General features: G+C 68.0%; 25 protein-coding genes and 1 pseudogene. 12 read left to right on the top strand and 14 right to left on the bottom strand.

The features are described 5' to 3' along the window. The first annotated feature begins 7 nt into the window (after positions 1 to 7). The 3 genes and pseudogenes from LOZ83_RS01490 (at position 8) to LOZ83_RS01480 (ending at position 1814) form a co-directional block, all read left to right on the top strand. Positions 8 to 736: a GntR family transcriptional regulator gene (locus LOZ83_RS01490; RefSeq protein WP_236788046.1), complete on the top strand. Its 729-nt coding sequence runs from the start codon at positions 8 to 10 to the stop codon at positions 734 to 736. Between the two features lie 478 nt (positions 737 to 1214). Next, positions 1215 to 1277, top strand: a pseudogene (locus tag LOZ83_RS40345) (hypothetical protein); the annotation flags it as partial. A gap of 45 nt (positions 1278 to 1322) precedes the next feature. Beyond that, entirely contained in the window at positions 1323 to 1814 is a 492-nt protein-coding gene (locus tag LOZ83_RS01480) for a hypothetical protein (protein ID WP_236789475.1), read from the top strand. Positions 1815 to 2137: 323 nt separating this feature from the next. Here LOZ83_RS01480 and hutH read toward each other — a convergent pair whose 3' ends face one another. From hutH to LOZ83_RS01460, 4 genes are all read right to left on the bottom strand, one after another. Next, entirely contained in the window at positions 2138 to 3727 is a 1590-nt protein-coding gene (gene hutH, locus LOZ83_RS01475; protein WP_236788045.1) for a histidine ammonia-lyase, read from the bottom strand. Positions 3728 to 3732: 5 nt separating this feature from the next. Next, a complete protein-coding gene (locus LOZ83_RS01470) occupies positions 3733 to 4266 on the bottom strand; it encodes a phenolic acid decarboxylase (protein WP_236788044.1) in 534 nt (177 codons plus the stop codon). A 388-nt stretch (positions 4267 to 4654) separates the two neighbouring features. Next, complete coding sequence (locus tag LOZ83_RS01465) at positions 4655 to 5203, bottom strand: hypothetical protein (RefSeq protein ID WP_236788043.1); 549 nt, start codon at positions 5201 to 5203, stop codon at positions 4655 to 4657. A 2-nt stretch (positions 5204 to 5205) separates the two neighbouring features. Then, positions 5206 to 5610: a hypothetical protein gene (locus tag LOZ83_RS01460; protein WP_236788042.1), complete on the bottom strand. Its 405-nt coding sequence runs from the start codon at positions 5608 to 5610 to the stop codon at positions 5206 to 5208. Between the two features lie 550 nt (positions 5611 to 6160). Between LOZ83_RS01460 and LOZ83_RS01455 the strand changes: the two genes are divergently transcribed. Further along, positions 6161 to 6391 carry a hypothetical protein gene (locus LOZ83_RS01455; protein WP_236788040.1) on the top strand — a complete coding sequence of 77 codons (231 nt, stop codon included), beginning with the start codon at positions 6161 to 6163 and terminating at the stop codon, positions 6389 to 6391. Positions 6392 to 6456: 65 nt separating this feature from the next. Here LOZ83_RS01455 and LOZ83_RS01450 read toward each other — a convergent pair whose 3' ends face one another. Continuing rightward, positions 6457 to 6648: a hypothetical protein gene (locus LOZ83_RS01450; RefSeq protein ID WP_236788037.1), complete on the bottom strand. Its 192-nt coding sequence runs from the start codon at positions 6646 to 6648 to the stop codon at positions 6457 to 6459. 47 nt (positions 6649 to 6695) lie between these two features. Here LOZ83_RS01450 and LOZ83_RS01445 point away from each other — a divergent pair, with 47 nt between their 5' ends. Beyond that, positions 6696 to 7412, top strand: a complete 717-nt coding sequence (locus tag LOZ83_RS01445) for a hypothetical protein (protein WP_236788035.1) — start codon at positions 6696 to 6698, stop codon at positions 7410 to 7412. Here LOZ83_RS01445 and LOZ83_RS01440 read toward each other — a convergent pair. Then, entirely contained in the window at positions 7379 to 7555 is a 177-nt protein-coding gene (locus tag LOZ83_RS01440) for a hypothetical protein (protein WP_236788033.1), read from the bottom strand. The two genes, LOZ83_RS01445 and LOZ83_RS01440, sit on opposite strands and share 34 nt — an antisense overlap. A gap of 36 nt (positions 7556 to 7591) precedes the next feature. Next, on the bottom strand, positions 7592 to 7876 hold the full coding sequence (locus LOZ83_RS01435) for a hypothetical protein (protein ID WP_236788031.1): 285 nt from the start codon (positions 7874 to 7876) through the stop codon (positions 7592 to 7594). Positions 7877 to 8095: 219 nt separating this feature from the next. Between LOZ83_RS01435 and LOZ83_RS01430 the strand changes: the two genes are divergently transcribed. Continuing rightward, positions 8096 to 8755, top strand: coding sequence for a hypothetical protein (locus LOZ83_RS01430; protein WP_236788029.1), 660 nt, complete (start codon positions 8096 to 8098; stop codon positions 8753 to 8755). 230 nt (positions 8756 to 8985) lie between these two features. Here LOZ83_RS01430 and LOZ83_RS01425 read toward each other — a convergent pair whose 3' ends face one another. From LOZ83_RS01425 to mgtA, 5 genes are all read right to left on the bottom strand, one after another. Beyond that, the gene (locus LOZ83_RS01425; protein ID WP_236788028.1) at positions 8986 to 9966 is read right to left on the bottom strand and encodes a magnesium transporter CorA family protein; all 981 of its coding nucleotides are present in this window, start codon (positions 9964 to 9966) and stop codon (positions 8986 to 8988) included. Positions 9967 to 10035: 69 nt separating this feature from the next. Then, entirely contained in the window at positions 10036 to 11358 is a 1323-nt protein-coding gene (locus LOZ83_RS01420) for a nitrate/sulfonate/bicarbonate ABC transporter ATP-binding protein (protein WP_236788026.1), read from the bottom strand. Positions 11359 to 11384: 26 nt separating this feature from the next. Further along, complete coding sequence (locus LOZ83_RS01415; protein ID WP_236788024.1) at positions 11385 to 13124, bottom strand: ABC transporter permease subunit; 1740 nt, start codon at positions 13122 to 13124, stop codon at positions 11385 to 11387. An 8-nt stretch (positions 13125 to 13132) separates the two neighbouring features. Continuing rightward, positions 13133 to 13852, bottom strand: a complete 720-nt coding sequence (locus tag LOZ83_RS01410; protein WP_236788022.1) for an MgtC/SapB family protein — start codon at positions 13850 to 13852, stop codon at positions 13133 to 13135. A 45-nt stretch (positions 13853 to 13897) separates the two neighbouring features. Then, positions 13898 to 16570 carry a magnesium-translocating P-type ATPase gene (mgtA, locus tag LOZ83_RS01405; protein WP_236788021.1) on the bottom strand — a complete coding sequence of 891 codons (2673 nt, stop codon included), beginning with the start codon at positions 16568 to 16570 and terminating at the stop codon, positions 13898 to 13900. Between the two features lie 290 nt (positions 16571 to 16860). Between mgtA and LOZ83_RS01400 the strand changes: the two genes are divergently transcribed. Then, the gene (locus LOZ83_RS01400) at positions 16861 to 17256 is read left to right on the top strand and encodes a metalloregulator ArsR/SmtB family transcription factor (RefSeq protein WP_308190180.1); all 396 of its coding nucleotides are present in this window, start codon (positions 16861 to 16863) and stop codon (positions 17254 to 17256) included. Positions 17257 to 17324: 68 nt separating this feature from the next. Beyond that, a complete protein-coding gene (locus tag LOZ83_RS01395; RefSeq protein ID WP_236788019.1) occupies positions 17325 to 18293 on the top strand; it encodes a VWA domain-containing protein in 969 nt (322 codons plus the stop codon). Positions 18294 to 18409: 116 nt separating this feature from the next. Here LOZ83_RS01395 and LOZ83_RS01390 read toward each other — a convergent pair whose 3' ends face one another. Then, positions 18410 to 18790, bottom strand: a complete 381-nt coding sequence (locus LOZ83_RS01390) for a metalloregulator ArsR/SmtB family transcription factor (RefSeq protein ID WP_236788017.1) — start codon at positions 18788 to 18790, stop codon at positions 18410 to 18412. A gap of 126 nt (positions 18791 to 18916) precedes the next feature. Between LOZ83_RS01390 and LOZ83_RS01385 the strand changes: the two genes are divergently transcribed. The 4 genes from LOZ83_RS01385 to LOZ83_RS01370 all read left to right on the top strand — a co-directional run bounded on the left by LOZ83_RS01385 (position 18917) and on the right by LOZ83_RS01370 (position 22004). Continuing rightward, complete coding sequence (locus LOZ83_RS01385) at positions 18917 to 19984, top strand: cation diffusion facilitator family transporter (protein WP_236788016.1); 1068 nt, start codon at positions 18917 to 18919, stop codon at positions 19982 to 19984. 410 nt (positions 19985 to 20394) lie between these two features. Next, entirely contained in the window at positions 20395 to 20916 is a 522-nt protein-coding gene (locus tag LOZ83_RS01380) for a hypothetical protein (protein ID WP_236788015.1), read from the top strand. A gap of 123 nt (positions 20917 to 21039) precedes the next feature. Next, positions 21040 to 21672, top strand: a complete 633-nt coding sequence (locus LOZ83_RS01375; RefSeq protein ID WP_236788014.1) for a hypothetical protein — start codon at positions 21040 to 21042, stop codon at positions 21670 to 21672. A gap of 77 nt (positions 21673 to 21749) precedes the next feature. Continuing rightward, positions 21750 to 22004: a hypothetical protein gene (locus tag LOZ83_RS01370; protein ID WP_236788013.1), complete on the top strand. Its 255-nt coding sequence runs from the start codon at positions 21750 to 21752 to the stop codon at positions 22002 to 22004. Between the two features lie 634 nt (positions 22005 to 22638). Here LOZ83_RS01370 and LOZ83_RS01365 read toward each other — a convergent pair. Beyond that, complete coding sequence (locus tag LOZ83_RS01365) at positions 22639 to 25368, bottom strand: hypothetical protein (RefSeq protein WP_236788012.1); 2730 nt, start codon at positions 25366 to 25368, stop codon at positions 22639 to 22641. Positions 25369 to 25436: the final 68 nt, after the last annotated feature.

The following is a 25436-nucleotide window of genomic DNA, read 5'->3' as shown; positions in this document are numbered from 1 at the left end:
GCCGACTTTGCCGCGCGCACGTGATACACGGCCTCGGCATCAGCAGATCGCCGCGGAACTGCGCGATCTCATCATGCGCGGCGAACTCAGCCCAGGGACGCAACTGCCGTCCACCACGCAACTTGTCAAGCAATACAACGCGGCAAACGCCACCATCCAACATGCACTCAAGGCGCTGAAGGACGAAGGCTTCCTCGACAGCCGCGTCGGCAAAGGCGTCTACGTCCGCGACCGGAAGCCGTTCGTCATTGACGCCGCCGCTTACATCACGCCCACACCAGGGCGGTTCCGGTATCAGCTGCTCACCGTCGACACCATCGCCCCGCCAGCGGACATCGTCGACGGATTGCAGCTGGCGCCCGGCGCGACCGCGATCATCCGTACCAGAATCCTCTTCCATGACGAGCATCCCGTGGAGCTGTCCGCGTCGTACTATCCCGCCGAGATCGCCGCCAACAGCAGCCTGGCGAGGGCAGCGAAGATCCGCGGAGGTGCGCCCCAGGCGCTCACCGACCTCGGATTTCCCCAGCGATCCTTCGCGGACCGGATCTCGGCGCGACCCCCAACCGTGGAGGAAGCCGAGACGTTGGACCTTCCCGATGGGACACCCGTGATCCGGCAGTTGCGTGTCATCTACAGCGACAACGAACGCCCCGTCGAAGCCTCGGTCCTCATCAAGGGCGCACACCTGTACGAGCTGCTGTACCGCCAGGCCACAGATGCCGAATCCACGTAGAGCCAGTGTTCCAGGAAACGGAGTCTACCGAGGTCTGGTGTGGCCTCTTCAATTGCGACCTGCGCAAGGTGAGGCCGGAGAACAGAACGTGCCTGTCGGCGTAGGGGCGGACGCTTGCGGGGTCGGAGGAGTGCGGTGTTGCGTCCATCCCGGCGCAAACGGCGTACGAGGTCCGACTGCTGTGCCTGGAGTGTGCGATGCTCGTCGATACCGCCGCGATCCCGGTCGTTCCCCCACAGTTGACGCGCGAGTTGATGGAGCGCGCCCTGCCCCGTCTGCAACGTCAGAGATCGTGCCGGCACAGCCGCCCGGCAATGCACTCGCGTTCGTCGGCTGGATGCTGGCAGCACTGCTGGCTATAGGAATCGTCACTATCTTGGGGTAAAAGTCGTTGATAGAAAATCAGAAGAAACACGTCGCCCTTGCGGACTTGATCGCCTTGCAAATATCGGGTGGCGAATACCCGGAGAGTTCCAGACTGCCCGGTGAGCAGGTTTTGAAGGATCGACATGGAGTCTCTCTCGGCACTGTTCGCGCAGCGCTGAGGCTGCTCGCGCAACGCGGAGTCGTGACGAGGGTCCCTACCATGGGCACGTTTGTCGGGGCTCCGCCGGAGGACATGGCGGAAACCATGGCTGACCGGATCGCGGAGACGATTGTGATCGATCGGCTCTCCGGGCTGCCGAACATCGAGAAGCTGGCGCGCGAGCACAGAACCTCGACGGAAGTGACGCGAGGGGCGATCAAGATCCTCGTGCTCCGAGGTGTTGTGTTCATTCGCGAGGGCGACATCCTGGTCAACACGCGCCGATTCCGTTCATCGCGCCAAGACGGCGAGCCGCCGATGTTCGCCTTCGACGTCTTCCTGCACCTCGATCTCAAGGGCGACAGACAGCAACTCGCGCTCTCGCAGCATCGAATTCCCGACGCCACCGACCCCGGCGACGCATGGCGGCGAGTCGCCAGCCTCATAGACCCGGCACAGGTCGTGAATGTGTTCATTCAGCGGCTCGAAGATCCAGAACCGGATGACATTTGGCCGAGATCACCCCAAGTAAAGCGAGAAAGGATGAAATAGTGCATGAAACTGATCGCGAGCCGGCTCCTGGGCGACTACCTCGTCACCCCTCCTGATAGCGGGCGGGTGAAGATACCGTTCCATCGTTACCAGGAGTTGGCGTCTATAGGAAACGGGGTCTCCGTATAGGCGCGGGCTGGTATGCCCCGTTCCGCACGGACCGGACAATAACTCCAACCGGTATGCCCGATCCCCAGGTGAAGAACACACACCGCCGTGGAGCGGTCGTCGGTGATCGCGACCCGCTGCGCTGGTCCGCGGCCAGCTCTCGCACTAACCGGGCACAGGATCCCTTGCCGTGCTGGACATTCACGTAGCAGGCATTACATTGACCTGGGCTCATCGATCTGGGCGAACGTGTTGTTGCTGATCAGGTCGACGACGGTGGCGATATCGTGGTCCATGCGCCGGTCGCGGTCGAGGGTGGGGATATGGTCGCGGATGAGGTCGTGCACGGCGCGGGTACGTGGGCTCATGTGCTCGGCGCCGCGCAGGTCCAGCGCCTGGCAGGCGGCCAGGATGTGGACGGCGGCCACCTGGCGGGCAAGGCCGGCGATCTCGGCGGCACCGCGGGCAGCGATCGGCGACATGCTGACCTTGTCTTGGTTGTGCGCCTCGGTGGATCGAGAGAACACGCTGGCGGGTGTGCTGCGCTGGAGCGCTTCCGCGGTCATCGCGCTCGCGGTGAGCTGCATGCCTTTGAACCCGTGGTGGAGTCCGGCTTCCCGGTTGTGCTCGGCGGCGCGGGGGATGAGATTCGGGGTCAGGCCGGCGTTGAACTTCTCGTCGACCAGCAGCTCGAGCTGCCGGTCGAGCAGGTCGGCGATGTTGGCCACCGCGATTTTCAGGGCGTCCATGGCCTGGACTACGTGGCCGCCGTAGAAGTTTCCGCCGCTGTGCACCGTGTGGGAGTCCACGTCGAACAGGGGGTTGTCAGTGGACGCGTTGATCTCGCGCTCCAGCCAGTGCCGCACCCAGTCCGCCGTGTCGCGCAGCACACCGGTGATCTGGGGTGCGCAGCGGATTGAGTAGCGGTCCTGGATGCTGCGCCGCAGTGTCTGGTAGCCGCGTTCCCCGAGCGGGTCGTTGAGGTCGACGACCTGGCTGTGGGTCAGCGCCAGCTGCGAGCCGTCCAGGAGTTCCCGGATGATGCGAGCGCTGGTGATCTGCCCCGGGTGAGCCCTGTTGCGGTGGATGAATTCGTGGAAATGGCCGCGATTACCGAGGAGTGCTTCGCTGGCCAGCGCGGTGCACACGTCAGTGACTGTGGCGAGTTGCTCGGCCTCGGCCAGAGCCACCGTCGACCACGCCGCGCTGTAGCTGGTGCCGTTCAACAGCCCGAGGGCATCTTTCGCTTCCGGCTCGACCAGCGCCCAGCCCCGTTCGGCGAACACCGCACTAGCCTGGCGAGTTTCACCGTGGACGGTGACCTCGCCGTCACCGATCAGGGCGGCCGCCACGTAACACAGCGGCACCAAGTCGCCACTGGCGCCGACTGAGCCGCGCTGCGGGATCACCGGGAGCACGTCCGCGCGCAGCAGATCCAGCAACCGCTGCATCACCACCGGGTTCACCGCGGAATGCCCTCGCGCCAGGCAATTCGCACGGATCAACAGAGTGGCCCGGACGACGGGCTCCGGCGTGCGCGGTCCGGTACCACTGAGGTGGCACCGAATCATGTTTCGCTGTAGTTCGGCGGCCTTCTCGGGTGAGATCTGCCGGGTCACGCTGTCGCCGAAGCCGGTGGTCACGCCGTAGATCGGTTGACCGTCGTCGATCAAGGTCATCTTCAGCTCGCGGGAGTCCCGCATTGCACGCGCGGCGTCCGCGGCGACATCGATCTGGATGCCGGGATGACTCGCGGCGTGCACCACGTCGTCGATCCGAAGCGTATGTCCGTCCAGTTTCAGCATGATCGCTAGTTCCTCCGCGTCGCGTAGCCGGGGGCCAGGTCGTGCGGCGCGCAGCCGATCACACTCTCGTCGTCCAGCCCTCTGTCCTCGACGAAGAAGATCCGTGCCGTCTCGTCGACCACCGCGATGGGGTAGGCCGGGCCGGCATCGCGCAGGGCGCGCATCTCGTCGAGACGTTCGTTTTGATACACCACGGTGCGCTCGGGATGCTGCTCGACCCAACGCGGAAAGAAGATCGCACCGTGCAGCCGGCGCCGGGCCGGGCAGATTGTCAAGCTCACCGACGTTCCGGTCGGCTCGCTCCAGGAACACGTGAACCAATCCTCGTCCAGCCGAGCCAGGATCACCGCCTGATCCTTGACCCACCGGCCACCCACCATGCCTGTGTGGATCCGGTAGTCGATGGTGGTGCCGTTCTTCACGTACAGCTCGTATCGCCAGCCGTTCCCGTACTCGTACAGTAGGTGCTGGCCGACTAGGCCGTCGCACTCGCCGGCCATCACGGCCGAGGCTCCTAGGTCGTCATCGAACACACTCATTATTTCCTCCAGAGATTGGTCGTTCCGGGCAGCGGTTTCATCCACAAAGGACGGTCCATGTCGGTGATGCGGCTGTGGCGAGGTCGTGGCACAGGTCAAGGTTGGCGTCGGCGTCGGCTACACCGCAGCGGCCGTAGTCGCAGCAGCGGGACCGAGAACACCAGGTCGTCGCGTGGAATTCTCCCCTGTGCTTCTGTCCTGTGTGGAGTTGCGCGAGGTGAAGGGCTGCCGGCCTGTGTCCGGCGGGGGAGAATGCCGGTGTGGTCTGCGGGGGTGACCGGCAGTGTGTTCAGCCGTCGGGGCCGGGCGGGATGGTCGTGGAGATGAGGGTGAACACGGCGGTCCAGGTGATGCCGGCGACCTCTCCCGGATGACTTCGCGGCCACCCTCATCCTGTCCTCACTGCGGTAAGCCCGTGTCGAACCTGGTAGCGGTCCTGGTTGGTGACGACGAATTCCATCGAACCGTGGCCGAGCTTCACTAGGTTGGCGTCGTGGGCCACCACGTCCCAGGTGGTGCGGCGTCCGATCACCCCGGTGCACGTGACGCTGATGGTGACTTGCTCCACCTCACTCGTACGGACCGGGGCTTCGTGGAGCCAGCGGAACTGCTGCAGGACGCCGAGCGAGCATTCGTCCGTGGAGATCGCACTCCGGATCGCGGCCATGCACGGGCCTTCACACCACTCGACCATCCGGCCGGAACGCAGGATGTCGGGTTTGGTTGTCCACTCCGCTCCGTCGGGAATGGCCCCGACGGAGTCGGCGGGACGTGTGAAGTAATGGACAGTGCGCGCCGTGCCGAGCAAGCTGGCCAGCCTCGGCTCCTGCGGACTGGCACTGGCAGCACGGATGGGTGTGGCGGCCTCGGTATGGTCGCCGCGGTCGGGCTGCCCCAGCTTGACCCCGGTCCCGGCCGGATGCACCTTGTCGTACATGGTCACGCCCCCGCTTGGGCAGGCATCCACGGATCTGTGCCGGCGTCGGCCAAGGGCGTCAGGCGGAATCGGAATTCCACGAGCTGCTCGTCAACGGTGCGCTCGCCCAGGATCTCGCACCCCGCGGCCGCGAGTCGCGCGCTCAGCACCGCCGGGGTCGGCGCGGCCAGGTGCAGGAAGCCCAGGAACCGTGGCCTGCCGCCGCGACGGTCGCGGGCCAGATGCGCCCAGCCGCTGAAGGGATCCCAGCGCAGTACCAGATCGTCCCGGCGCGCGAGACCGCCCGCCCGCGGCGGGTCACCAGCGGGATCGATGCCTGGTGGCAGGGCGCCGGTCAGGTGCACCGGCGAGGGCGGCCGCTCCGGCGCCGGATGCGGGTGCTGGTCGTGGTCGGCGGGGTATGTCATGCCGGTCTCCTGTTCGTTTGTCCGTGTGTCGCAACGATTTCGGGTGCAGGCAGGAAGTCGCACCCGAACGGTGGTGGACACCGGATGGCAGGAACAGCGATGCCGGAGCTGGCATAATGTCTACATCGGACACGCCGCGAGCACGGTGATGACTCTGGCGTGAGATGCTCCGCGGAATACCACGGTCGGTCTCACTCCCTTGAGCCCGAGTTGGTGTGTCCGCTAGGTTGCCAGTGATGACTTCCTCGACCAGAGGATTTCCGAGTGCCCCGAAAAAGTCAAGCCCAGCCGACGGGAGCGTTGCCCGGCTCTAGGTGTGTGGATGCAAGCAGGGGCGTACTCGGACCGCCAGGTCGCTTACCGGGGCAGGCCGCGGCAAGGGGGTACGGGTGGTTCCGATAGATCGGCTTCCCTCGACAACGAGCATGATCAACCAGAGGCCGCTTCCGTGATCAACCGTGGCCCGCGACTGACTGCGTCAGGTTAAAATTCAAGCTCAGGACGGGATCGCGGTATCCGAGCTGGACGCCGAGGATCGCGTCCGCTGGCGGTGTTCGCGCCGCGCCACGCGGCGAACCTGTTGCGGCTGAAGGCGTTCTTCGCCCGCCAGTTCCGGCAAATGACCGTGACACAGTTCTTGGCCGTGTTCGGTCCCTACGCCCATCGCCTGGACACCGACATCCTGCCGAAGTTCGCACCCGCAGTGCTCACCGCCGCCGCGGCCGACGTCAGGGATCGCGACGACGAGTTGCCCCTGCGTCCCGAGGAAACCACCGAATGACCGACCGTTCCCTTCGCCGCGCGAGGATCGCGCGATCCCCGTTCGCCGGCCAACTCGTGCATGAACTACTCGACATCCCCCTCGACCCTGCGGGCCCGCGTCCCCGGTTCGACGACGACACGTGGGATCTGCGCGGAGTTCGCGACGCGCGAGTCCAGATGCATCCCGGCGAGCTGGTCTGGGACTGGCGCGAGATCCCGCAACCGCACTGGCAGGTCCTGGTCCGCGAGTTCGTGGTCGCCTTGCGTTCCCCGCATCATGAGCTCATCGCCGAGTTGCCTGGGCTCGCCGGGACCGGCTGGCGTTGCGCACCTGCATCCAGCGGCGTTTCGACGCCATCGCCTGGCTACGGTGGCTGGCCAAGGCCGGCATCAAGCAGTTGGACGAGCTGACCCAGCAGCACTGCGACCGATGGTTGCAGCAGCGCCGCGATGACGGGTTGGTTCCGCGGAGCAGGATGGGCGCGATCCTGGCAGTCAAGGATCTCGCTCGCTACACCGAGCTGTTCACCACCGACCACTACCCGGCGGGATTCATGCCCTGGCCCGGCAAGACCGCCGCCCAGGTCGCCGAACTCGAACAGGTCGGCGAGAACGCGACCCAACCGATCCCCGACGACATGCTGCATTACGCGTTGCGCGCGGCCCCCTACCTTGTCGAGGTCATCGGTCCGCACGCCGCAGCGCTGGCCGAAGACCTCGCTGCCCACCGGAAGACCCCGACCTCGAAGCATCGGCCGCAGCCTGACGCCTACGCCGACCTGATGGCGGTGTCCTCGGGGAAGGTCTCCACTTTCCCCGAGCACAGCCGCACGATCGTGGTCCCGTGCTCGCCGATCGGGTCGGTGGTGACGGCTTCGAGCCGGAACGGGTCGTACGGGTCGCTCGTGCCTGGTGCCGCGCTCACACGGAGCCCGATGATCCGGTCGGCTCGGACGGTGGCCTGCCAGTTGGCGCTCTGCACCCAGAGCTTGCAGCTGATCGCGGGCTACAGGTCGTACTTCGGCGCGGCGGCCTGCTGAAGGATCGAGGCCAGCCGGTTCAGCGCGGCCGCTTGGGCGAGCTGCGCGCGGACCTTCGCCGTCTCGATGTCGCCGTTCTCCAGCGCCGTCAACGCTTCCGTCTCGTGCACGCCCGGCCCGAGCGTCGCGTGGTCCCCGCTCATCCGCACTCCTTACTTCGCCTTTCAGTGATCATCTGGTCACGACCTGCGGGAAGTCCGCTCGAAGTAGGCCGGTTCGTTGTCGGGGTGCAGCGCCAGGCCGAACACGTTGAACATCTCGTTGCCGTCGGCGTCGCGGCCGTTGGCCCAGCCGGGGCCGGTGGTCCAGGTGAGCGGGCCGGGGTTGTCGGGGTGCTGGGCGCGGAACCCGTCGAGATACGCGATCGCCTTCGTGATGGACTCGAACGCCGTCGCAAGGATGCCGGGCTGGGCAGACGTGGTGCGGTCATGCACCACGTACACGGCTCGCTGACTGCTTGTCATGGACGTCATCCTGCCAGCCGCAACCGACAGAAACGATCAACACGCACAAGTCCAGCGCAAGACAGCCTCGCACTGGCCACTCCGCCAGCGTCCTCCACGGCGGCTCGCTGCGGAAGAGACGGAATTGCGGGGAGATCGAACCCGCGACCGGCTACGTCGAGCAGGTTCTACCCGCGGTGAACCGGGGATTCCGTCCGTCCGAGGTTCTATCGTGGCCACGTGGCTTCTGTGGGTGACGGGACGATGGCTTTGGCGGCTTCGCTGCGTGGGTATCTCGAGCCGGAGCGGTTGAGCGGGCTGAGCGCACCGCAGGCGACGAGATTGTTGACCGAGCGGACGGCGTGCTGGGCTGGTGAGCAGGGCTGGACTGTCGCGCGTGAGGTTCAGGGCCGGATCACACGGCCATCGAAGAACGGCCTGAGGCGTGCTCGGTTGGATCTGGTCTGTACGCGGCCGGCGGAGTTGCCCGCTGTGGCGATCGAGATTGACCAGTTCGGGAAGGCCTGGTCACTGCGGAAGCTGCTGGCCGAGGTCGACGCCGGGTGCGTGGCGTTGTGGGTGCGTTGGCGTGGACGCGCGGAAGTCGAGATACCCGACACGGTCGGCTTGGTTGACATCCACGACACCGCGGCCTACCAGCCGGACACTCGAGCGACCGGCTGCCCGCCCGCCCTCGACATGCATGTGTTGCCGTCCCCGGAAGAGATCGAACGCGCACGCACCCCCGCAGGCGGCTTCACCCGTGCGCAACTTGCCGTCTGGGGCGTGGCATGGCCGCCCCCAAAGGGATGGACGAAAGAACTGAACGACCGCTGGCGCGCAGCCCAGACCGAACAGCCCCGAGAAACCTGGCCGCCTGCAAGTCAGAACGAGGACTAGCGCGCGGTTCGAATAAGGGCTCTTTCCCAGGTGAGACGGCGACGTGGTGCCCGAACTCGACGTCGAGCACCGCGTCGGCGAGGTCAACAAGATCGGTCGCACTGGTAGTCACGGATATTGGAACCTGCGGAATGGGACCGCGGCTGCGGCGAGTTACTGGATGAGCAGCTGCTCGACGAGGGTGTTTTTCCGGACTAAGAAATGTCTGATGTGACCGATGTGCGCCCGAGTTAGTAGGCGCCTCGCGCAGGGATGCGGTCGCCGGTCACGGTCGATGAGTCTTTTGCGTCAGCGATTGCGGTAGAGGTCGTCGTCGGGCGTGAAATGGTCGTGGGGATCTTCGTCGTCATGCGGTAGCTCGGGTTCCTCTCCTGTGAGTTCACGATGCAACGTGCGCAGGTCGCGCTGTCAGAGTTTTTCATGATCGTGTTGAGCCGGTTGCCCTGTAGGTTGAGCTGGGTTTCGCGGATGGTGGTGATCAGGTCGCGTAGCGACTCGGTCCATTCGGTGGCGCGCAGGACGTGGTCGTAGACGTCCTGGTAGTAGGGCATGAGGGTGTCGTCGACGATGTGGAAGTCGCGGCGCATCAACGCGTTGGCCACCTCGCGCATGGGCAGCACGACCCGCCGCAGGGTGACCAGGCTTTTGCGCAGGTGCAGGGAGCGGCGTTGGATGTCGGCGTGGTCGACGTGTTCGGCGAAGACGAGGTCTTCCAGTGCCTCGATCTGTTCGTCCAGGGCCTGGACGGCGTCGAAGTGGCTGTCCACCACGTAGTCCAGCAGGCCGTGCACGAGGAAGCCCACGCCGTTCTTGGCGAGTTCGGGCGCGGAGTTCCAGCGGTCGACGACTTCGTTGATGTCGAAGTTTTCGTCGTTGCGGACGGTGACCAGGGCGCGGTCGGTGATGAACGCGGCCACCTCGCACGTGTCGAGTTGTCCGGTGGTGGTGTCCAGTCGCACGGCGTAGGCGGTGAGGAAGGCGTGGGTGTTGTAGCGGTCGAGCTTGGGTCGTTGGTGCTCGTGCACGGCGTCCTCGACCGCGAGTGGGTGCAGGTTCAGCTCCTCGCTGATGGTGGCCAGGTCCTGCTCGGTCGGTGAGCACATGTCCAGCCACACGGTGGCGGCCGGATCACCGAGATAGTCCGAAATATCCGCGGGTGGGAAGTTCTCCGCGTCCAGGGCACCGTTGCGGTAGAGGCGAGTGCGGGCCATAGCGGCACACGCTACTGCCCGCCGACAGTTCGCCTCACCCGGCTGTGCCTGGCCGTCAGGTGCTTGGTGTCATGCAGTGAGGGCGGGGTGGAGTCCGGCGGCGGGGTCGGCGGTGATCTGGTCGCTGTCGGTGTCGTAGTCGTAGAGTTCGGCGTAGCGGCCCCAATCGATGGCGGTATCCAGCTGTTGCTGGGCGTCGTCGTGGGAGAAGCCGCGGCGCAGCAGGTCGAGGAAGAATCCGGCGCGCAGGTTGCCGTCGGCGCTGCTGGCCAGGGCCGTGCAGATGGTGCGCACGAGGGGTGCGCGGTGGCGGGCTTGCTGGGCGAAGATCTGCTTGCTGCGCTGGATGTCGGCGGTGGTGAACTCCTTGCCGATCGGGGTGATGGCGAGGTCGCCGCCGGCGACGATGAGCAGGTCGAGCATGGCGGCAGCGTCGACCAGGGGCAGCAGATCATCGGCTTCGAAGCTGAGTTCCGCGGCGATGTCGGGCAGATCGGCGCGCCCGCCTTTGGCGTAGACGATCTCCACGAGCCCGGCCAGCCCGCCGACGGAGGCGGTCGGCAGGGGCCGGGCGGTGGGGGTGGCTTCGGTGGGTTCGGGGACGGTGACGCCGGGTTCGCGGCCGGTGAGCAGGTCGTAGAGCGTGTCGACCAGGGTTTCGAAGCCGGCGGCGCGGCGGTCGCGGGGCCGGGCGAGGTCGATGGGGACTTCGGCGCGGATGTGGCCGGGGTTGGCGCCGAGCACGATGACCCGGTCGGCGAACAGGACCGCTTCTTCGATGTTGTGGGTGACGATGCAGATCGCCTTGGTAGGGAAGTTCGCCCCGCCCCACAGGGTCAACAGCTCATTGCGCAGGTTTTCCGCGGTGAGCACGTCGAGCGCGGAGAACGGTTCGTCCATCAGCAGCACATCGGGTTCGAGGACGAGGGCGCGGGCGAAGCCGACGCGCTGGCGCATGCCGCCGGAGAGTTCCTTGGGGTAGGCGGATTCGAACCCGTCCAGTCCGATCACATCGATCGCCTTGAGCGCCCGTTCACGGCGCTGTGTGGGTGGGACGCCTTGGGCGGCGAGGCCGAGTTCGACGTTGTCCTGCACGGTCAGCCACGGCATCAACGCGAAGGACTGGAACACCATCGCGGTGCCGGGGTTGGCGCCGTTGAGCTCGGTACCCCGGTAGCGCACGGTGCCGCTGGTGGGGCCGATGAGCCCGGCGATGGTGCGCAGCAGAGTGGATTTCCCGGAGCCGGACCGGCCCAGCAGCGCCACGATCTCCCCGGCCCGCAGTTGCAGGTCGATGTCATCGAGCACGCGCAGTTCGTCGCCGGCGGCACCGGTGAAGCTTTTGCTCACGTTCTCGACGCTGATCAGCACCTCGTCGTTGGTGATGGTCACGAGAAAACCTCCGGAGTGTGGGTGGGTCAGGACAGGGAGAAGCGGCGTTCGGCCACGGCGTACAGCCGGCGCCAGAACAGGCGGTTGAGGCCGACGACGTAGAGGCTCATCACGGCCACCCCGATGAGGATGTGGCTGGCGTTGCCGGTGGCGGTGGCGTCGTGGATGTAGGCGCCCAGGCCGGTGGCGGTGAGGGTGGTGCCGTTGTAGGAGACGATCTCGGCGACGATGGAGGCGTTCCAGGCGCCGCCGGCGGCGGTGATGCCACCGGTGACGTAGCTGGGGAAGATCGCGGGCAGGATCAGTTTGCGCCACCACAAGACCCGGGGCAGCCGCAGGTTGGCGGCGGCTTCGCGCAGGTCGTTGGGGATCGCGGAGGCGCCGGCGATGACGTTGAACAGGATGTACCACTGCGCGCCCAGGCTCATGAGCAGGATGCCGCCCCAGTTCAGCGAGATCCCGGTGGCCACCAGCACCGCGGTGATCAGCGGGAACAGGAAGTTCGCCGGAAACGACGCGAGGACTTGCACCACGGGCTGGGCCAAGCGGGAGACCTTCGGGTTGAGCCCGATCCACACCCCGATCGGCACCCAGATCACGGTGGCCACCGCGACCAGCGCGACGACCCGGCCGAAGGTGACCAGCCCGAGGAACAGGGCGTGCCCGACCTCGGCGAAGCCCGCGGTGTCCTCGATGAAGACGATCATCCGGGCCAGGCCGTAGGCGATCAGCGCCAGGATGACGAGAGTGAAGGCGATGTCTCCGGCACGGCGGCGCGCTGGGGATGTCCGTAGTGGATGCTCGGCCAGCCCGAACACCGCGGTGACCCGGTCGACGGGAAATACCAGCCGCCCGAAGATCCGCCCGAGGAGGGCGGGGATGCGGGAGCGGCGCAGCAGGTTGAGGGTGAGGCTGCGGGGTGCTTCGGCGGCTTCGGATTCCTCGACGCGGAAGCGTTCGGCCCAGGCGGTCAGGGGACGCCAGAACAGCACGTTGACCCCGACCACCATGACGATCATGACGGCGATCGCGAGCAGTACCCGGTCGAGTTGGCCTTGGTCGCTGGCGGTGGCGACGTAGGAGCCGATGCCCGGTAGGGCGTAGTCGTGGTTGTTCACGCTCAGCGCTTCGGAGGCGGTGAGGAAGAACCAGCCACCGCCGAAGCTCATCATCCCGTTCCAGACCAACGGGATCATCCCGCTGGGCACGTCGACTCGCCAGAACCGTTGCCACCGCGACAGGCGCAGCAACCGGGCCGCCTCGTCGACCTCGCGGGGTTGGGCGACCAGGGAGTGGTGGAAGGCGAAGGTCATGTTCCACGCCTGCGAGGTGAAGATCGCGAAGATCGACGCGCATTCCAGCCCCAGCTCCGATCCCGGGAACAGGGCGATGAACCCGGTGATCGTGACCGACAGGAAACCCAGGATGGGCACCGATTGCAGGATGTCCAGCACCGGCAGCAGCACCTTCTCCGCGCGCCGTAACCGGGCCGCGGCGGTGGCGTAGACGAAGGTGAACAGTAGCGACAGCACCAGGGCCGCGAACATGCGCAGCAGCGAACGCGCCGCATAGTAGGGAAGTTCAGCCGGGTCGGTGGACACTGTGGACGGTGCTGTCTCCGGTGTCCAGGGAACCGTGGCGCCGTGCGCAAGCCGCACGATCAGCCACAGCAGGGCCGCCGCGGCGAGGAACACGATCACGTCGGCGATACTGCGCCCGGGCCGGGCCAGCACGCCCTTGGTGGGGAAGGTGCGCAGCAGGGACATCTCTCGGCCTACCTGTCGTCGTCGCGGTCGGGAGCGGGCATGTCGGCTTGCCAGCGCACGCTGGTCACCGAGGGTTCGAGGGAGAGCCGGCTGATGGCGGATTCCAGTTGTTTGTCGTCACGCTGGTCAGCGGACAGTTCGGCCCGCACCTCGACGCGGCCGTGGGTGTCGGCGTTGGTGCTTTCCACCGAGCGCAGCGCGAAATCGGTGCGGCCCAGGGCCTGCACCAGCAGGGCCCGCACATGCGCTTCGTCGTCGTCCCGGGTCACCGCGAGGAACGTGTAGGAGGTGGGGGTTTCGGTGCCGGTGTCCGGCCGCCGGTCGACCACCCGCCCGAGCGGACGCAGCACGATGTTCACGGCCACGACCACGGCGGTCCCGGCCACGGCCACGGTGTAGAGCCCGGCCCCGGCCAGCGACCCGACCGCGGCGGAGCACCAGAGGGTGGCTGCGGTGTTCAGGCCGCGCACGGTGAGTCCTTCGCGCAGGATCACCCCGGCGCCGAGGAACCCGATACCGGACACGATCTGCGCCGCGACTCGGGTGGGGTCGGCGGTGCCGCCGGTGAACCCGTGCGCAGACAACAAGACGAACAGGGTCGCCCCGGCGGCGACGAGGGCGTTGGTGCGCAACCCGGCCATGCGGGCGCGATACTGGCGTTCGAAGCCGATCACCGTGCCCAGCCCCACTCCCGCGCCGAGGCGCAGCAGCATCTCCGCAGTCGTCATCCTGCGCTCGCTTTCCTTGCTGGATCAGGGATTTCTGGTTCCGGGTTACAGCCAGGATCGATGTCGCCGCAGGTAGAGCGTCTTGGCCAGCTGGGCGGCACCGGCGTAGGCGGCCAGGACCGTGGCCAGCCACAACAGATACCCGGCCGGGAGCGCGGCGAGCCGCAGCGGCCCGGCCAGTGGGGAGATCGGCAGCAGCAACCCCACCGTCGCGGCGGTGGCGGCGGCCAGCAGCACCGGTCGCGCGGGACGCGCCCCGCGCCAGGGCGCCGTCGTGCTGCGCAGGACGAGCACGATGAGCACCTGGGTGAGCAGGCTCTCGACGAACCAGCCGGTCTGAAACAGCGCCGGATGCGTGGTCGCCCGGAACACCCACCACAGCACGGCGAAGGTGGACAGGTCGAACAGCGAACTCAACGGCCCGAAGGTGAGCATGAACCGGGCCAGCCCACTGGCGTCCCAGCGTCGGGGCTCGCGCAGGTAGCCGGCATCGACGCGGTCCCAGGGCAGGGCGAGCTGGGCGGTGTCGTAGAGCAGGTTCGCCACCATCAGCTGGATGGGCAGCATGGGCAGGAAGGGCAGGAACGCGCTGGCGGTCAGCACGGTGAGCACGTTGCCGAAGTTCGAGCTGGCGGTGATGGTGACGTATTTCAGCGTGTTGCCCAGCGTGCGGCGGCCCTCGACAACCCCGCGGGCGAGCACGCCAAGGTCGGTGTCGAGCAGGAGCAGATCGGCCGCGTCTTTGGCGACGTCGGTGGCGGTGTCCGGGGCGATGCCCACATCGGCCAGGCGCAGCGCGGGGGCGTCGTTGACCCCGTCGCCGAGGAACCCGACCGCGTGCCCGGCCTCGCGCAACGCGCCGACGATGCGGGCTTTGTGCGTCGGGGTGACCTTGGCGAACACCGTCGTCCGGGGCACGAGTGCGCGCAGGTCGCCGTCGTCGAGGGCGTCGATCTGGTGGCCGAGCACGATCTCCCCGACCGGCACACCAACCTGGGTGCAGACCTGGGCGGCGACGTGCGGGTTGTCGCCGGTGAGGATCTTCACCGTCACCCCGTGGGCGGCCAGGTCGCGGGCGGCGCCGGCGGCGCTGGCGCGGACGGGGTCGACGAAGCCGACGAACCCGACCAGCACCAGCCCGGCTTCGTCGTCCTCGCTGTAGGGTCCTGGCCGTGCCTCGGTTGACGTGGCGGCGACGGCCAGGATGCGCATCCCGTGTTCGGCGTAGGCGCGCACGATGTCGGCGGCCTCAGCACGTTCGGCCCGGCCGAGTTCCACCACTTCCCCGGCGCGGCGGGCGTGGGTGCAGCGGGGCAGGATCTCGTCCGGGTCCCCTTTGGTGATCAGGATGTGCTCGGCGGGCTGGCGGCGCACGATCACGGTGCTGCGGCGGCGGGTGTGGTCGAAGCCGATCTCGTCGACCTTGGTGAACACCGCGTCGAGCACTAGGTCGTCGTCGTGGTCGCCGAGCTGCTCGGCGATCGCCTCGTCCAGCCGGTTACGCGGGCCGTCCTGCACGCGCACGGCGAGGTAGGCGTACTCGGCGGCTTCCCCGTCGGGCCGCCCGGCCGGGTCGATGCTGTGCGCGTAGGCGACCCGGTCCTCGGTCAGGGTGCCGGTCTTGTCCACACACAGCACCTCCATCGCGCCTAAATCCTGGATCGCGTTGAGCCGGGTGACGATCACCTTCTGCGCGGAGAGCCGCACCGCGCCGCGGGCGAGGTTGGTAGTCACGATCACCGGCAGCATCTCCGGGGTCAACCCGACCGCGACCGCCACGGCGAACATCACCGCCTGCGCCCAATCGCCGGTGACAGTGCCGTTGACGGCCAGCACGATCGGCACCATCACCAGCATGAACCGGATCAGCGTCCACCCGACCCGGCGGACCCCGCGGTCGAAGCTCGACTCCGGCCGCCACCCGGCGCCCTCGCGGGCGATCGACCCGAAGTAGGTGTGGGCGCCGGTGGCGATCACCACCGCCGTGGCGCGGCCCGCGACCACCGAGCTGCCGGCGAAACACAACGCCGGCGCGTCCACCAACTCCGCTCCAGTGGCCTCACCCCGGCGCCGGGAGACCGCGGCCGAGGCGGGCGGTAGGTGCTTGGACACCGGCAGCGTCTCCCCGGACAACACCGACTGATCCACGACCAGGTCGCTCGCCGCGACCACCCGCACATCCGCCGGCACCACATCACCCGGCCCGAGGAGCACCACATCGCCGGGCGCCACGTCCTCGACGGGCACCTCCCGCTCCACCGGTGCGTGACCGTCGCCCGCGCGGCGGCGCACCGTCACGGTGGTGGCCACCTGCCGCCGCAGCGCGCACACGGCGCGGTCGGAGCGGGCGTGCTGCCACAACCGCAACCCGACGCTCAACGCCACCATCACACCCACGGTGATCGCGCCGCGGAGATCGCCGACCACGACGAACACCACGCCCAGGCCGGTCAGCAGCGCTACAAAAGGGCTCGCGATCGCCGCCCGGGCACGCACCCCCACTCCCGCCTCGGCCGGGGTGGGCAGCCGGTTGTCCCCACAGCGCCGCAGCCGCTCCGCCGCCTCGGCCTCGGTCAGACCTTTCGGCGACCCTGCCAGCATCTGGAACACCGAAAGCACCGGCGCCGCGGCCAGCTCCCGCAACCGGGCGCCACCGTCCGGGCGCCCGTCAGCGTCGCGGCTGGCGCGCCGTGTGAGGGAAGGAGAAGTGTGGATCATGATGCGGTCCCGTCAGTGGAGGCAACGGCCGTGATGGACGACGAGCACCACGCGGACCGCCGGGGGCCTTACCCCCGCCCCTCCCGGCGCAGCCGGGTGCCCGCGTGGCCGCGACTACTACTTCCGTCACCGGTCATCCCGGCTCACCTCCCTCCACACAGCGCACACCGCCCACCCGCACTCCGGGCCGGTCGGCTACCAGTAGACCCGAGCCACCCCGAACAGTCAAATACTTGCACAAGCGTTGGGTGCTGCGTCACGCTAGCCAGAACCCTCCGAGAGGACACCCGGTGCCCCCCGACCTGCCCCCCGACCTGCCCCCCGACCTGCCCCCCGACCTGCCGCCCCACCCCGCCGACGACCTGCCGCCGGACCTGCTGCAGGACACCGCGGCCACCTTCGGCCTGCTCTCCGCCACCGTGCGCCTGCACCTGGTGTGGCTGCTCGCCAGCGGGGAACGCGACGTCGGCACCCTGGCCGAGCAGGTCGGGCAGAGCGTGGCCACGGTCAGCCACCACCTGGCCAAGCTGAAGCTCGCCGGGCTGGTGCGGTCCCGCCGGGAAGGCAAGCGGCAGGTGTATCTGGTCGAGGACCCGCACCTGGTCGACATCGTCCAGCTCGCCGTCGGTCACCACCGCGAACTCCGCGACACCCCCGCACGCCGGAGGCGATCCCGGGGCGCCTGATCACCCGGCCGCCGTGATTCCCGCCGTGATTCACCGTGGCCTGACCGCCGCCAGGGTCTGCTGAGGACATGTCCGTGGGAGACTTCGCCACCCCGTACTGGTTCGCACTGCTGGCCCTCATCGCCTGCCACGCGGTCGGCCACCTGCTCGCGCAACGCGCCCGGCGCCGCCGCGTGCTGCGGTTCGCCAACCTCGACCTGCTCGACCGCGTCGCACCCCGAACACGGGGATGGCGCCGCCACATCCCGGCCGCGTTGTCGCTGCTGGCGCTGACCCTGTTCACGATCGGGCTGGCCGGGCCGACCGCCGACGCCCAGGTCCCCCGCGACCGTGCCACGGTGATGCTCGTCCTGGACGACTCGCTGTCCATGGAGGCCACCGACGTGCCACCCAGCAGGCTGGACGCGGTCAAGGCCGCGGCCACCGACTTCGTGCGCGGCCTGCCGCCCGGCATCAACCTCGGCCTGACCACCTTCGCCGGCACCGCCACCGTCGAGGTCATGCCCACCACCCTGCGCGACCCCGTCCTGCGCGGCATCGCCCAGATGAAACTCGCCGAATCCACCGCCACCGGCGAAGCCCTCGCCGCCGCCTACAACGGCGTGCAGAACGTCAACCAGCTCCTCACCGGCGCCGACGGCCCGCCACCCAGCCGGATCGTGCTGCTGTCCGACGGCCGCAAAAACGTCGGCCGCGAGGTCGATGGCCCCGCCCAACAATGCAAGGACGCGCACATCGACATCGACACCATCTCCTTCGGTACCGACAACCCCGACGTCACCATCCCCATCCAAGGCCAAACCGTGTCCGTGCCCGCCGACCCCGACACCATGCAACGCATCGCCGACATCTCCGGCGGCCACTGGTACGACGCCCCCAGCGCCGGGGCCCTGCACCAGATCTACACCACCATCGGCAGCCAAGTCGGCTACGAAACCCAACGAGTCGACGCCAGCAAACCCTGGATGATCCTCGGCACCGCGCTATCCCTGGCCGGTGTCGCCACCGCCCTGCGACTCAACCAACGCATCCCCTAACTCCCAGATGACAACAGATCGGGCCCCCAGACCCTGGCCGGGGTGGCGGGGCCGCCATGGTCCGGGCAGCACGGTGAGACCTCCCGTCGAGGTCGGCGTCAAAGTGATCGTGTCGGTCAGGCCCGCTGCTCGCGCGGCAGGTGCCTCTGCGGGTGTCCGCCGGGGTCGGCCGGAAGGTCGCGGTCGACGTGGTCGGCGTGGTGCAGGGCTTGAGCCAGCAGGCCGCGGACGTGGGTGTCGGCGGCGGAGTAGTAGACGAAGGTACCTTCGCGGCGCCCCGTGACCAGCCCAGCCAGCCGCAGTTTCGCCAGGTGCTGGCTGACGGCCGTCGGCGCGGCACCGGCCAGTTCGGCCAGGCACGCAACCGAGGACTCACCCTGCAACAGCGCCCACAGCACCTTGATGCGGGTGGGGTCGGCCAGCAGCCGGAACGACTCGGCGGCCAGGTGGACCTGCTCGTCGTTGGGCATGTCGAAGTCCGGCAGCGACGTGTGCATGACCACCACCCTACCCGAATACCCCACTATCTACGTATCTGCATGAATACGCATATGCGCTGTTATGCTCGTCGATGAACCGGCCGTCGGCTCGACGACGGCCCTCGCAGCGGAGCTGGAGCAGGAATGGCGCAATCGCACGGCGATGCCAACGTGCAGCGCGGTCGCGGCCACATCCATGGACATGGCCACAGGCATGCGCGTCGGGCGGGCTGGTGGGTACGGGTGTGGCATCGGGTGGGGCACGTGGTCACGCCGCACAGCCACGACAGCGCGGACCGCCTCGACACCGCGCTGGAGGCCAGCAAGCGCGGGATACGGGCGTTGACGGTGTCGTTCGCCGTATTGCTGGTCACCGCGGTGACCCAGCTGGCGCTGGTGCTGGCCACCGGGTCGGTGGCACTGCTGGGCGACACCATCCATAACTTCGCCGACGCGCTGACCGCACTGCCGATCGGCCTCGCGTTCCTGCTCGGCCGCCGGGCCGCGACCCGCCGCTATACCTATGGCCTGGGCCGCGCCGAGGACCTCGCAGGCGTGGTGGTCGTGCTGCTCATCGCCGCCTCGGCCGCGCTGGCCGCCTCCGAGGCGATCGGGCGCTTGATTGATCCGCAGCCGGTGCGGCACCTGTGGGTCGTGGCACTGGCCGGTGTCATCGGCTTCGCGGGCAACGAGCTGGTCGCCCGGTACCGGATCCGCGTGGGCCGCGAGATCGGCTCCGCCGCCCTGGTCGCCGACGGTGTACACGCCCGCACCGACGGGTTCACCTCACTGGCCGTGGTGCTCGGCGCCCTCGGGGTCGCCCTCGGCTTCCCCGCGGCAGACCCGATCATCGGCCTGGTCATCACCGTCGCCATCCTGTTCGTCCTGCGCGACGCCGCCAGGGAGGTCTTCCGGCGGCTGATGGACGCGGTGGACCCCGCCACCGTCGACCTCGCCGAGCGCACCGCCCGCGCCGTCCCCGGCGTGCAGGCTGTCCGGGACATGCGGATGCGCTGGACCGGCCACAGCCTGCGCGCCGAGCTCGCCGTCGGCGTCGACGACACGCTCACCGTGGCGCAGGCCCACCGGCTCGCGCACCAGATCGAGCACCAACTCCGCCACACCATCCCGCGACTAGCCGCCGCCACCATCCACACAGAGCCCGCCACCGGCGCCGACACCGCCCACAACGCCCTCACCCTCCACCGCTGAGTTCCTTGACGCCGCAGGGACTGGGCACATCGGTCCGGCCGTCACAGGACGGAAACACCGACGTGGCTGAGTGACCGAGCGAGCACACGGCCAGCGGCGCGCTGGGCCACTGGTGATCAGAACTGCACGAACCTGGCCGCGATCACCTGGGCGGGAACGCGGGCCGGCGCAACCGACACGCGGGAGAACCTGGGGGGCCGTGCCGGGCGCGGAGCTAACAGGGCTCAGGTCGCGTCCGACCGCCAGTCACCACCGGGGCGGCTCGGTGTCTTCTCCATCCCGTTTGTCGTAGTTGGTCCACGACTTTCGGACGGTCTTTGTGCATCGTTCACCATTAGTGGCTGTTATGCGCGGCGCCGGCCTCCCATGATCGGAACCACGGAGCTCGCACACCGCACTGGGAGGACACCATGCCGCGCCGACCGTTCTCTGTCACCGCCGCCAGTTTGACGCTCGCGCTCGCCACCACCGGGATCGCCCAGGTGGCGACCGCGCCGTCCGCGGCAGCAGCCACCTGCACGATCGTGACCGGGAAAGCGGATTCAGCGTGCACGCCGGGCGCGTTCAACCCGGACGTCACCCAATCCACGATCGGCTCGACGATCTGCGTGTCCGGCTGGACAGCGACCGTGCGGCCCCCCTCGAGCTACACCACCAACCTGAAAAACCAGCAGAAGCCCGAGTACGGCGAGAGCGACATCCCCAACTCGGAGCTGGAGGAAGACCACCTGGTGCCGCTGGAACTGGGCGGAGCCCCGAAAGACCCGAACAACCTGTGGCCCGAACCCCGCACTTCCGCCGGAACCACCCCCAGTGGCGACGCGGCCGAGACCAAAGACAAGGAAGAGAACTCCCTGAAAACCCAGGTCTGCAACGGCAGCACCACCCTCGCCGCCGCCCGGCAGAAGATCCTCACCGACTGGACCCACTGACCGTTTCCGGACACGGGAGCACGGGTTCCGGGCCGTGTCGCAGCCACCGCGGGCATCGCGCCTGAGGAAGTATGTGGCCCCATGCCCCTGCGTGCCGCGCTCCCCGTCGGTGTCCTCGCAGTCGTGGTCGCGCTCGCCACCGGCTGCAGCGGGATGCCCGCCGCCCGCTCCGGGACCAGCGCGACGGCGTCCACGTCCAGCCCTTCCCGGGCAAGCTTGGCCGTCGGCGATGCCAACGCGCCCATGCCCGCACCGGGCACCTGCACCATCGGCAGCCGCAACGGGCAACCAATGCCGGACCCGGCCTGCACACCGGGAGCGATCAACCCCGCCGTCACCCAGGCCACCATCGGCGACACCATCTGCAAATCCGGCTGGACGAAAACCGTCCGCCCGCCGACCTCGAAGACCAACCGGATGAAGGCCGAATCAGCCCGCTCCTACAACCTCGGCCAAGACGTCAAAGGCGAATACGACCACCTCGTCAGCCTCGAGATGGGCGGCGCGCCAGACGACCCGCGCAATCTTTGGGTCGAGCCCGGCACCATCCCGAACCCCAAAGACGCCGTGGAAAACAAACTCAACGACGCCGTCTGCTCGGGGCTCATCCCGCTGGCCACCGCCCAGTCCACGATTGCGAAAAACTGGGTCACCGCGTTCGACGACGCCGGCCTCCGCGTCACCGGCGGCAAGATCTGCCTCCGCGACACCCCCACCCAATGCGCCACCCGCGGCGGCGACGGCACCGGCGAATAACCCAATAGATCATCAAGGGCTCTTGCCGGTGTCCAGCAGTCGCCAGCTGAGCACCAGGAATCGTTCACCGCGCGGCCATGGCGGAGGCGGACGCCAACGGAACCGATCTTGCGGACCTGAAGCCGCCGACCGACCGCACCTGGGCCGTGCGGCAGCACGGCCCCTGCCGCCTGTGGGACACCATCGAGCACGCCGTCGCCGCGTTCGACGCGCTCGGTCGGCCGGACGCGTCCAGTCTCGGCGTCTCGGCGCTGAATGTGCCCGGCAAGCAGTACATCTGGCTCGACGACCCCGACAGCGACCACTGCTGGCCTATCACCGCCGTTTGTTGAAGCCACCGGCCTACGGGCCACCACTGCCCAAAGGTGACCTGTGACACACGCCGCGCTCTCTCCGATGCGAGACACGCGACGGTACGAGTCCGCCCGTGTCCGATCACAGCGATCAGCGACATCTTGGAACCGGACACGGCGTTTGCCCGCATAAATCTCGACACCGGCTGCCACGTCGCGATCCAGCGCGACCCCGTCGAGCAGGACCGGTTCCGAGCGCGGATGTACCGGATCAACCCCCAGCACGCCGCAGCCTAAGCGAACAACGTCGGCACGCCCACCCGACGCAGCCCCCCGCGCACAGGCGCGTCGCGCGGGCGCGCCCGTGAAAGTGTCGTACCTGGCTGGCACGCTCGTGGCCGTGCTGGGCTTTGAGCAGGTCGGATCGCCGGACAGCCTCCTGATCATCGTCAGAGGCCCGAGCGGCGCGGGGAAGTCCTCGGTGGCGGACGCAGTGCGCCGACGGCATGGGCGCGGGCTATCCGTGCTGGGCCTTTCCGACCGGGCCTGAACTGCTCCCCAGCCTGAGCTGGGCAGGAACGTGGCGAACATGTGCGACGTAGGACGACATCGAAGGGGATCAGCACTGGGATGGTCCGTATTCGATTGGCACGTATTCGTGCTTGGTGGTGGGTCAGGTTTTGCGGACGGCGCCAGTGAAGCCAGCGATGAACAGGGTGGCGAAGGCCCAGGCCAGGAGTCGTAGCGTCCAGCCGGCGCTTGTGAGGATGGTGCCGGTGGTGGTGTTGGTGGTGTCGCAATGGGCGCGGGCGCCTGTGCTGATGAGTGGGGTGCCGAGGTCCAACCCGACGCCGATGCGTTCCACCACAGTGCAGGCGGCCGGTGCTGGCGTGTTTTGGACCCGAGCGAGCCCGCCCTGTCCGCCCAAGGTGATTGACAGGATCACGGCGATGGTGATTGCGGCAAGTAGGCCGATGAGGGCGCGCCAGGGTTGGTAGCCATAGCCGAGGGCTAGGCCTGTGAGCCGAGCCCAGGTTCGTTCGGCGCGGCCAGCGAGGGCGCGTCGCTGGATTTGGTTGTGGCGTTGGTCCATGAGGATACGTCGGGCTTGACCCTCGTGTCCGGCTGCGCGGTTCGCAGCAGCCAATTGCTGGTAAGGCTGGGCGGCGTAGGCAGGGGTGCCGTCGCGTAGCAGCCGCAGCCAATCGTCGGTGGAGATGCCTTGAGGTAGTCCGGTGTAGACGAGCCCATCCACCTGTAGTCGAGCCTGTGGGTCATCGAGGTGTCCTAACCGTGCTGGATCGAATCGCAATACGCCCCCAACCTGGACACCGCCTAAGTTGACGACAGCAGTGTCGTCAGCGCCGGTTGCCTCAAAACCGTCGCTGAGGGACACGTCCAGGGCAACCTGCAGGTTCTGCGCTTGCAGGGCGGGGCCGGAGTCGTTGCGCAGCCTCGCACCCGTGCAGTCCAGCGCGCCGAGGTGTGCGCCCAACAGACTGACGGCTCCCGACTCGCCGGCGCCGGTCGCCTCAAACCCGTCGCGCATGAACACGTCCAGGGCGACATGCAGGTTCTGCGCTTGCAGGGCGGGCCCGGAGTCGTTGCGCAGCCTCGCACCGTCACATTCCAGTCGCCTGAGGTGGGCACCGAGCAGCCGGACCGTGCCCAGCTCGCCAGCGCCTACGGCCTCAAACCCGTCGCGCATGAACACGTTCTGGTCGACTTGCAGGTTCTCCGCTTGCAGGGCGGGCCCGGAGTCGTTGCGCAGCCTCGCACTTTCGCAATCGAGCGCGCCAAGGTGGGCGCCACTCAGCCGCACAGCACCCGATACGCCGACACCGACTGCCTCAAACCGGCCGCTGAGGAATACGTTCTGGTCGACTTGCAGGGTGTCGGCGGCGAGGGCGGGGCCGGAGTCGTTGCGCAGCCTCGCACCTGTGCAGTCCAGCCCGCCGATGCGGGCACCAACGACATCGACAGCTCCCGACTCGCCGGCGCCGGTTGCCTCAAACCCGTCGCGCATGAACACGTTCTGGTCGACTTGCAGGTTCTGCGCGTGCAGGGCGGGCCCGGAGTCGTTGCGCAGCCTCGCACCCCTGCAGTCCAGCGCGCCGAGGTGGGCGCCCAACAGCCTGACGGCTCCCGACTCACGGGCTCCGGTCGCCTCAAACCCGCCGCGCATGAACACGTCCAGGGCGACTTGCAGGTTATCCGCGTGCAGGGCGGGCCCGGAGTCGTTGCGCAGCCTCGCACCGTCACATTCCAGTCGCCTGAGGTGAGCACCGAGCAGCCGGACCGCGCCTAGGTCGCCAGCGCCTATGGCCTCAAACCCGTCGCGCATGAACACGTCCAGGGCGACTTGGAGGTTCTCCGCTTGCAGCGCGGGGCCGGAGTCGTTGCGTAGCCTCGCGCCCGTGAGGTCCAGCCCGCCAAGGCGAGCGCCACTCAGCCGCACAGCGCCCGATTCGCCGACACCGAACGCCTCAAACCCGCCGCTGAGGAACACGTTCTGGTCGACCTGCACAGTGTCGCCGACGAGGGCGGGGCCCGAATCACTGTGCAGCCTCGCACCCGTGCCGTTGAGCTGCCCACGGATGTGGGCTCCAGCCAAACTGACGACCCCTTGAAGGCCGGCGCCGACCGCCTCAAACCCGCCGCTGAGGGACACGTTCTTGTCGGTCTGCAGGTTCTCGGCGGCGAGGGCCGGGCCGGAGTCGTTGCGCAGCCTCGCGCCCGTGAGGTCCAGCCCGCCGAGGTGGGCGCCACTCAGCTGCACCGCACCCGATTCGCCGACCCCGACCGCCTCAAACCCGCCGCTGAGGAACACGTTCTGGTCGACCTGCAGGTTCTCGGCTTGCAGGGCGGGGCCGGAGTCGTTGCCCAGCCTCGCACCTGTGCAGTCCAGCCAGCCGAGGCGGGCGCCGTTCATGTTCGCTGCACCGCGGGCGCTATGCCCTATGACAATTGATTGGTTGAGCGAGAGCAGAGTGGTGGTGAGGTCCTCGGTATCCAGAGCTGGGTCGGTGGGGTGGTCCAGCAGGCATCCTGACAAGTCAACGGCCGCCAAGTGCGCGTGGCAAGCGCTGACGCCTTGTTCGAGCAGGCAGCCGTTGAGCCCGAGGGAGACCGCGCTGGTGATGTTGTCCAAGTCGAGTCGGCCGGTGATGCGAGCGCTGCGTAGCCGCACTCCGTGGGAATCGGGGGCGGCTGCGAGTCGCCCTCTCAGGATGTCCCGCAACACCCACGCCCGCACGGTCCGGGATTCATCGCATGAACGCATTGCGGTCTCATCAACCAGATCGCCGCCAGACAGATCAAGGATCTCGCCCCGCTCAACGTGATCGATCAGCGCCCGCTCGATCGGTTTCAACGCACCGTGCTCGGCAGCCGTAGAACTCACGACCGTAAGGTCGGCACGTCGGGGTGCGATCGTTACTGCGGTCCACTTGGTCGTCGCTCACGGTGAAG

The organism is Amycolatopsis sp. GM8 (genome assembly GCF_021653975.1).
In the GTDB taxonomy this organism is placed as follows: Bacteria; Actinomycetota; Actinomycetes; order Mycobacteriales; family Pseudonocardiaceae; genus Amycolatopsis_E.
Note: the sequence above shows the minus strand (reverse complement) of the source record. Positions and strands in the feature narration are given on the sequence as shown.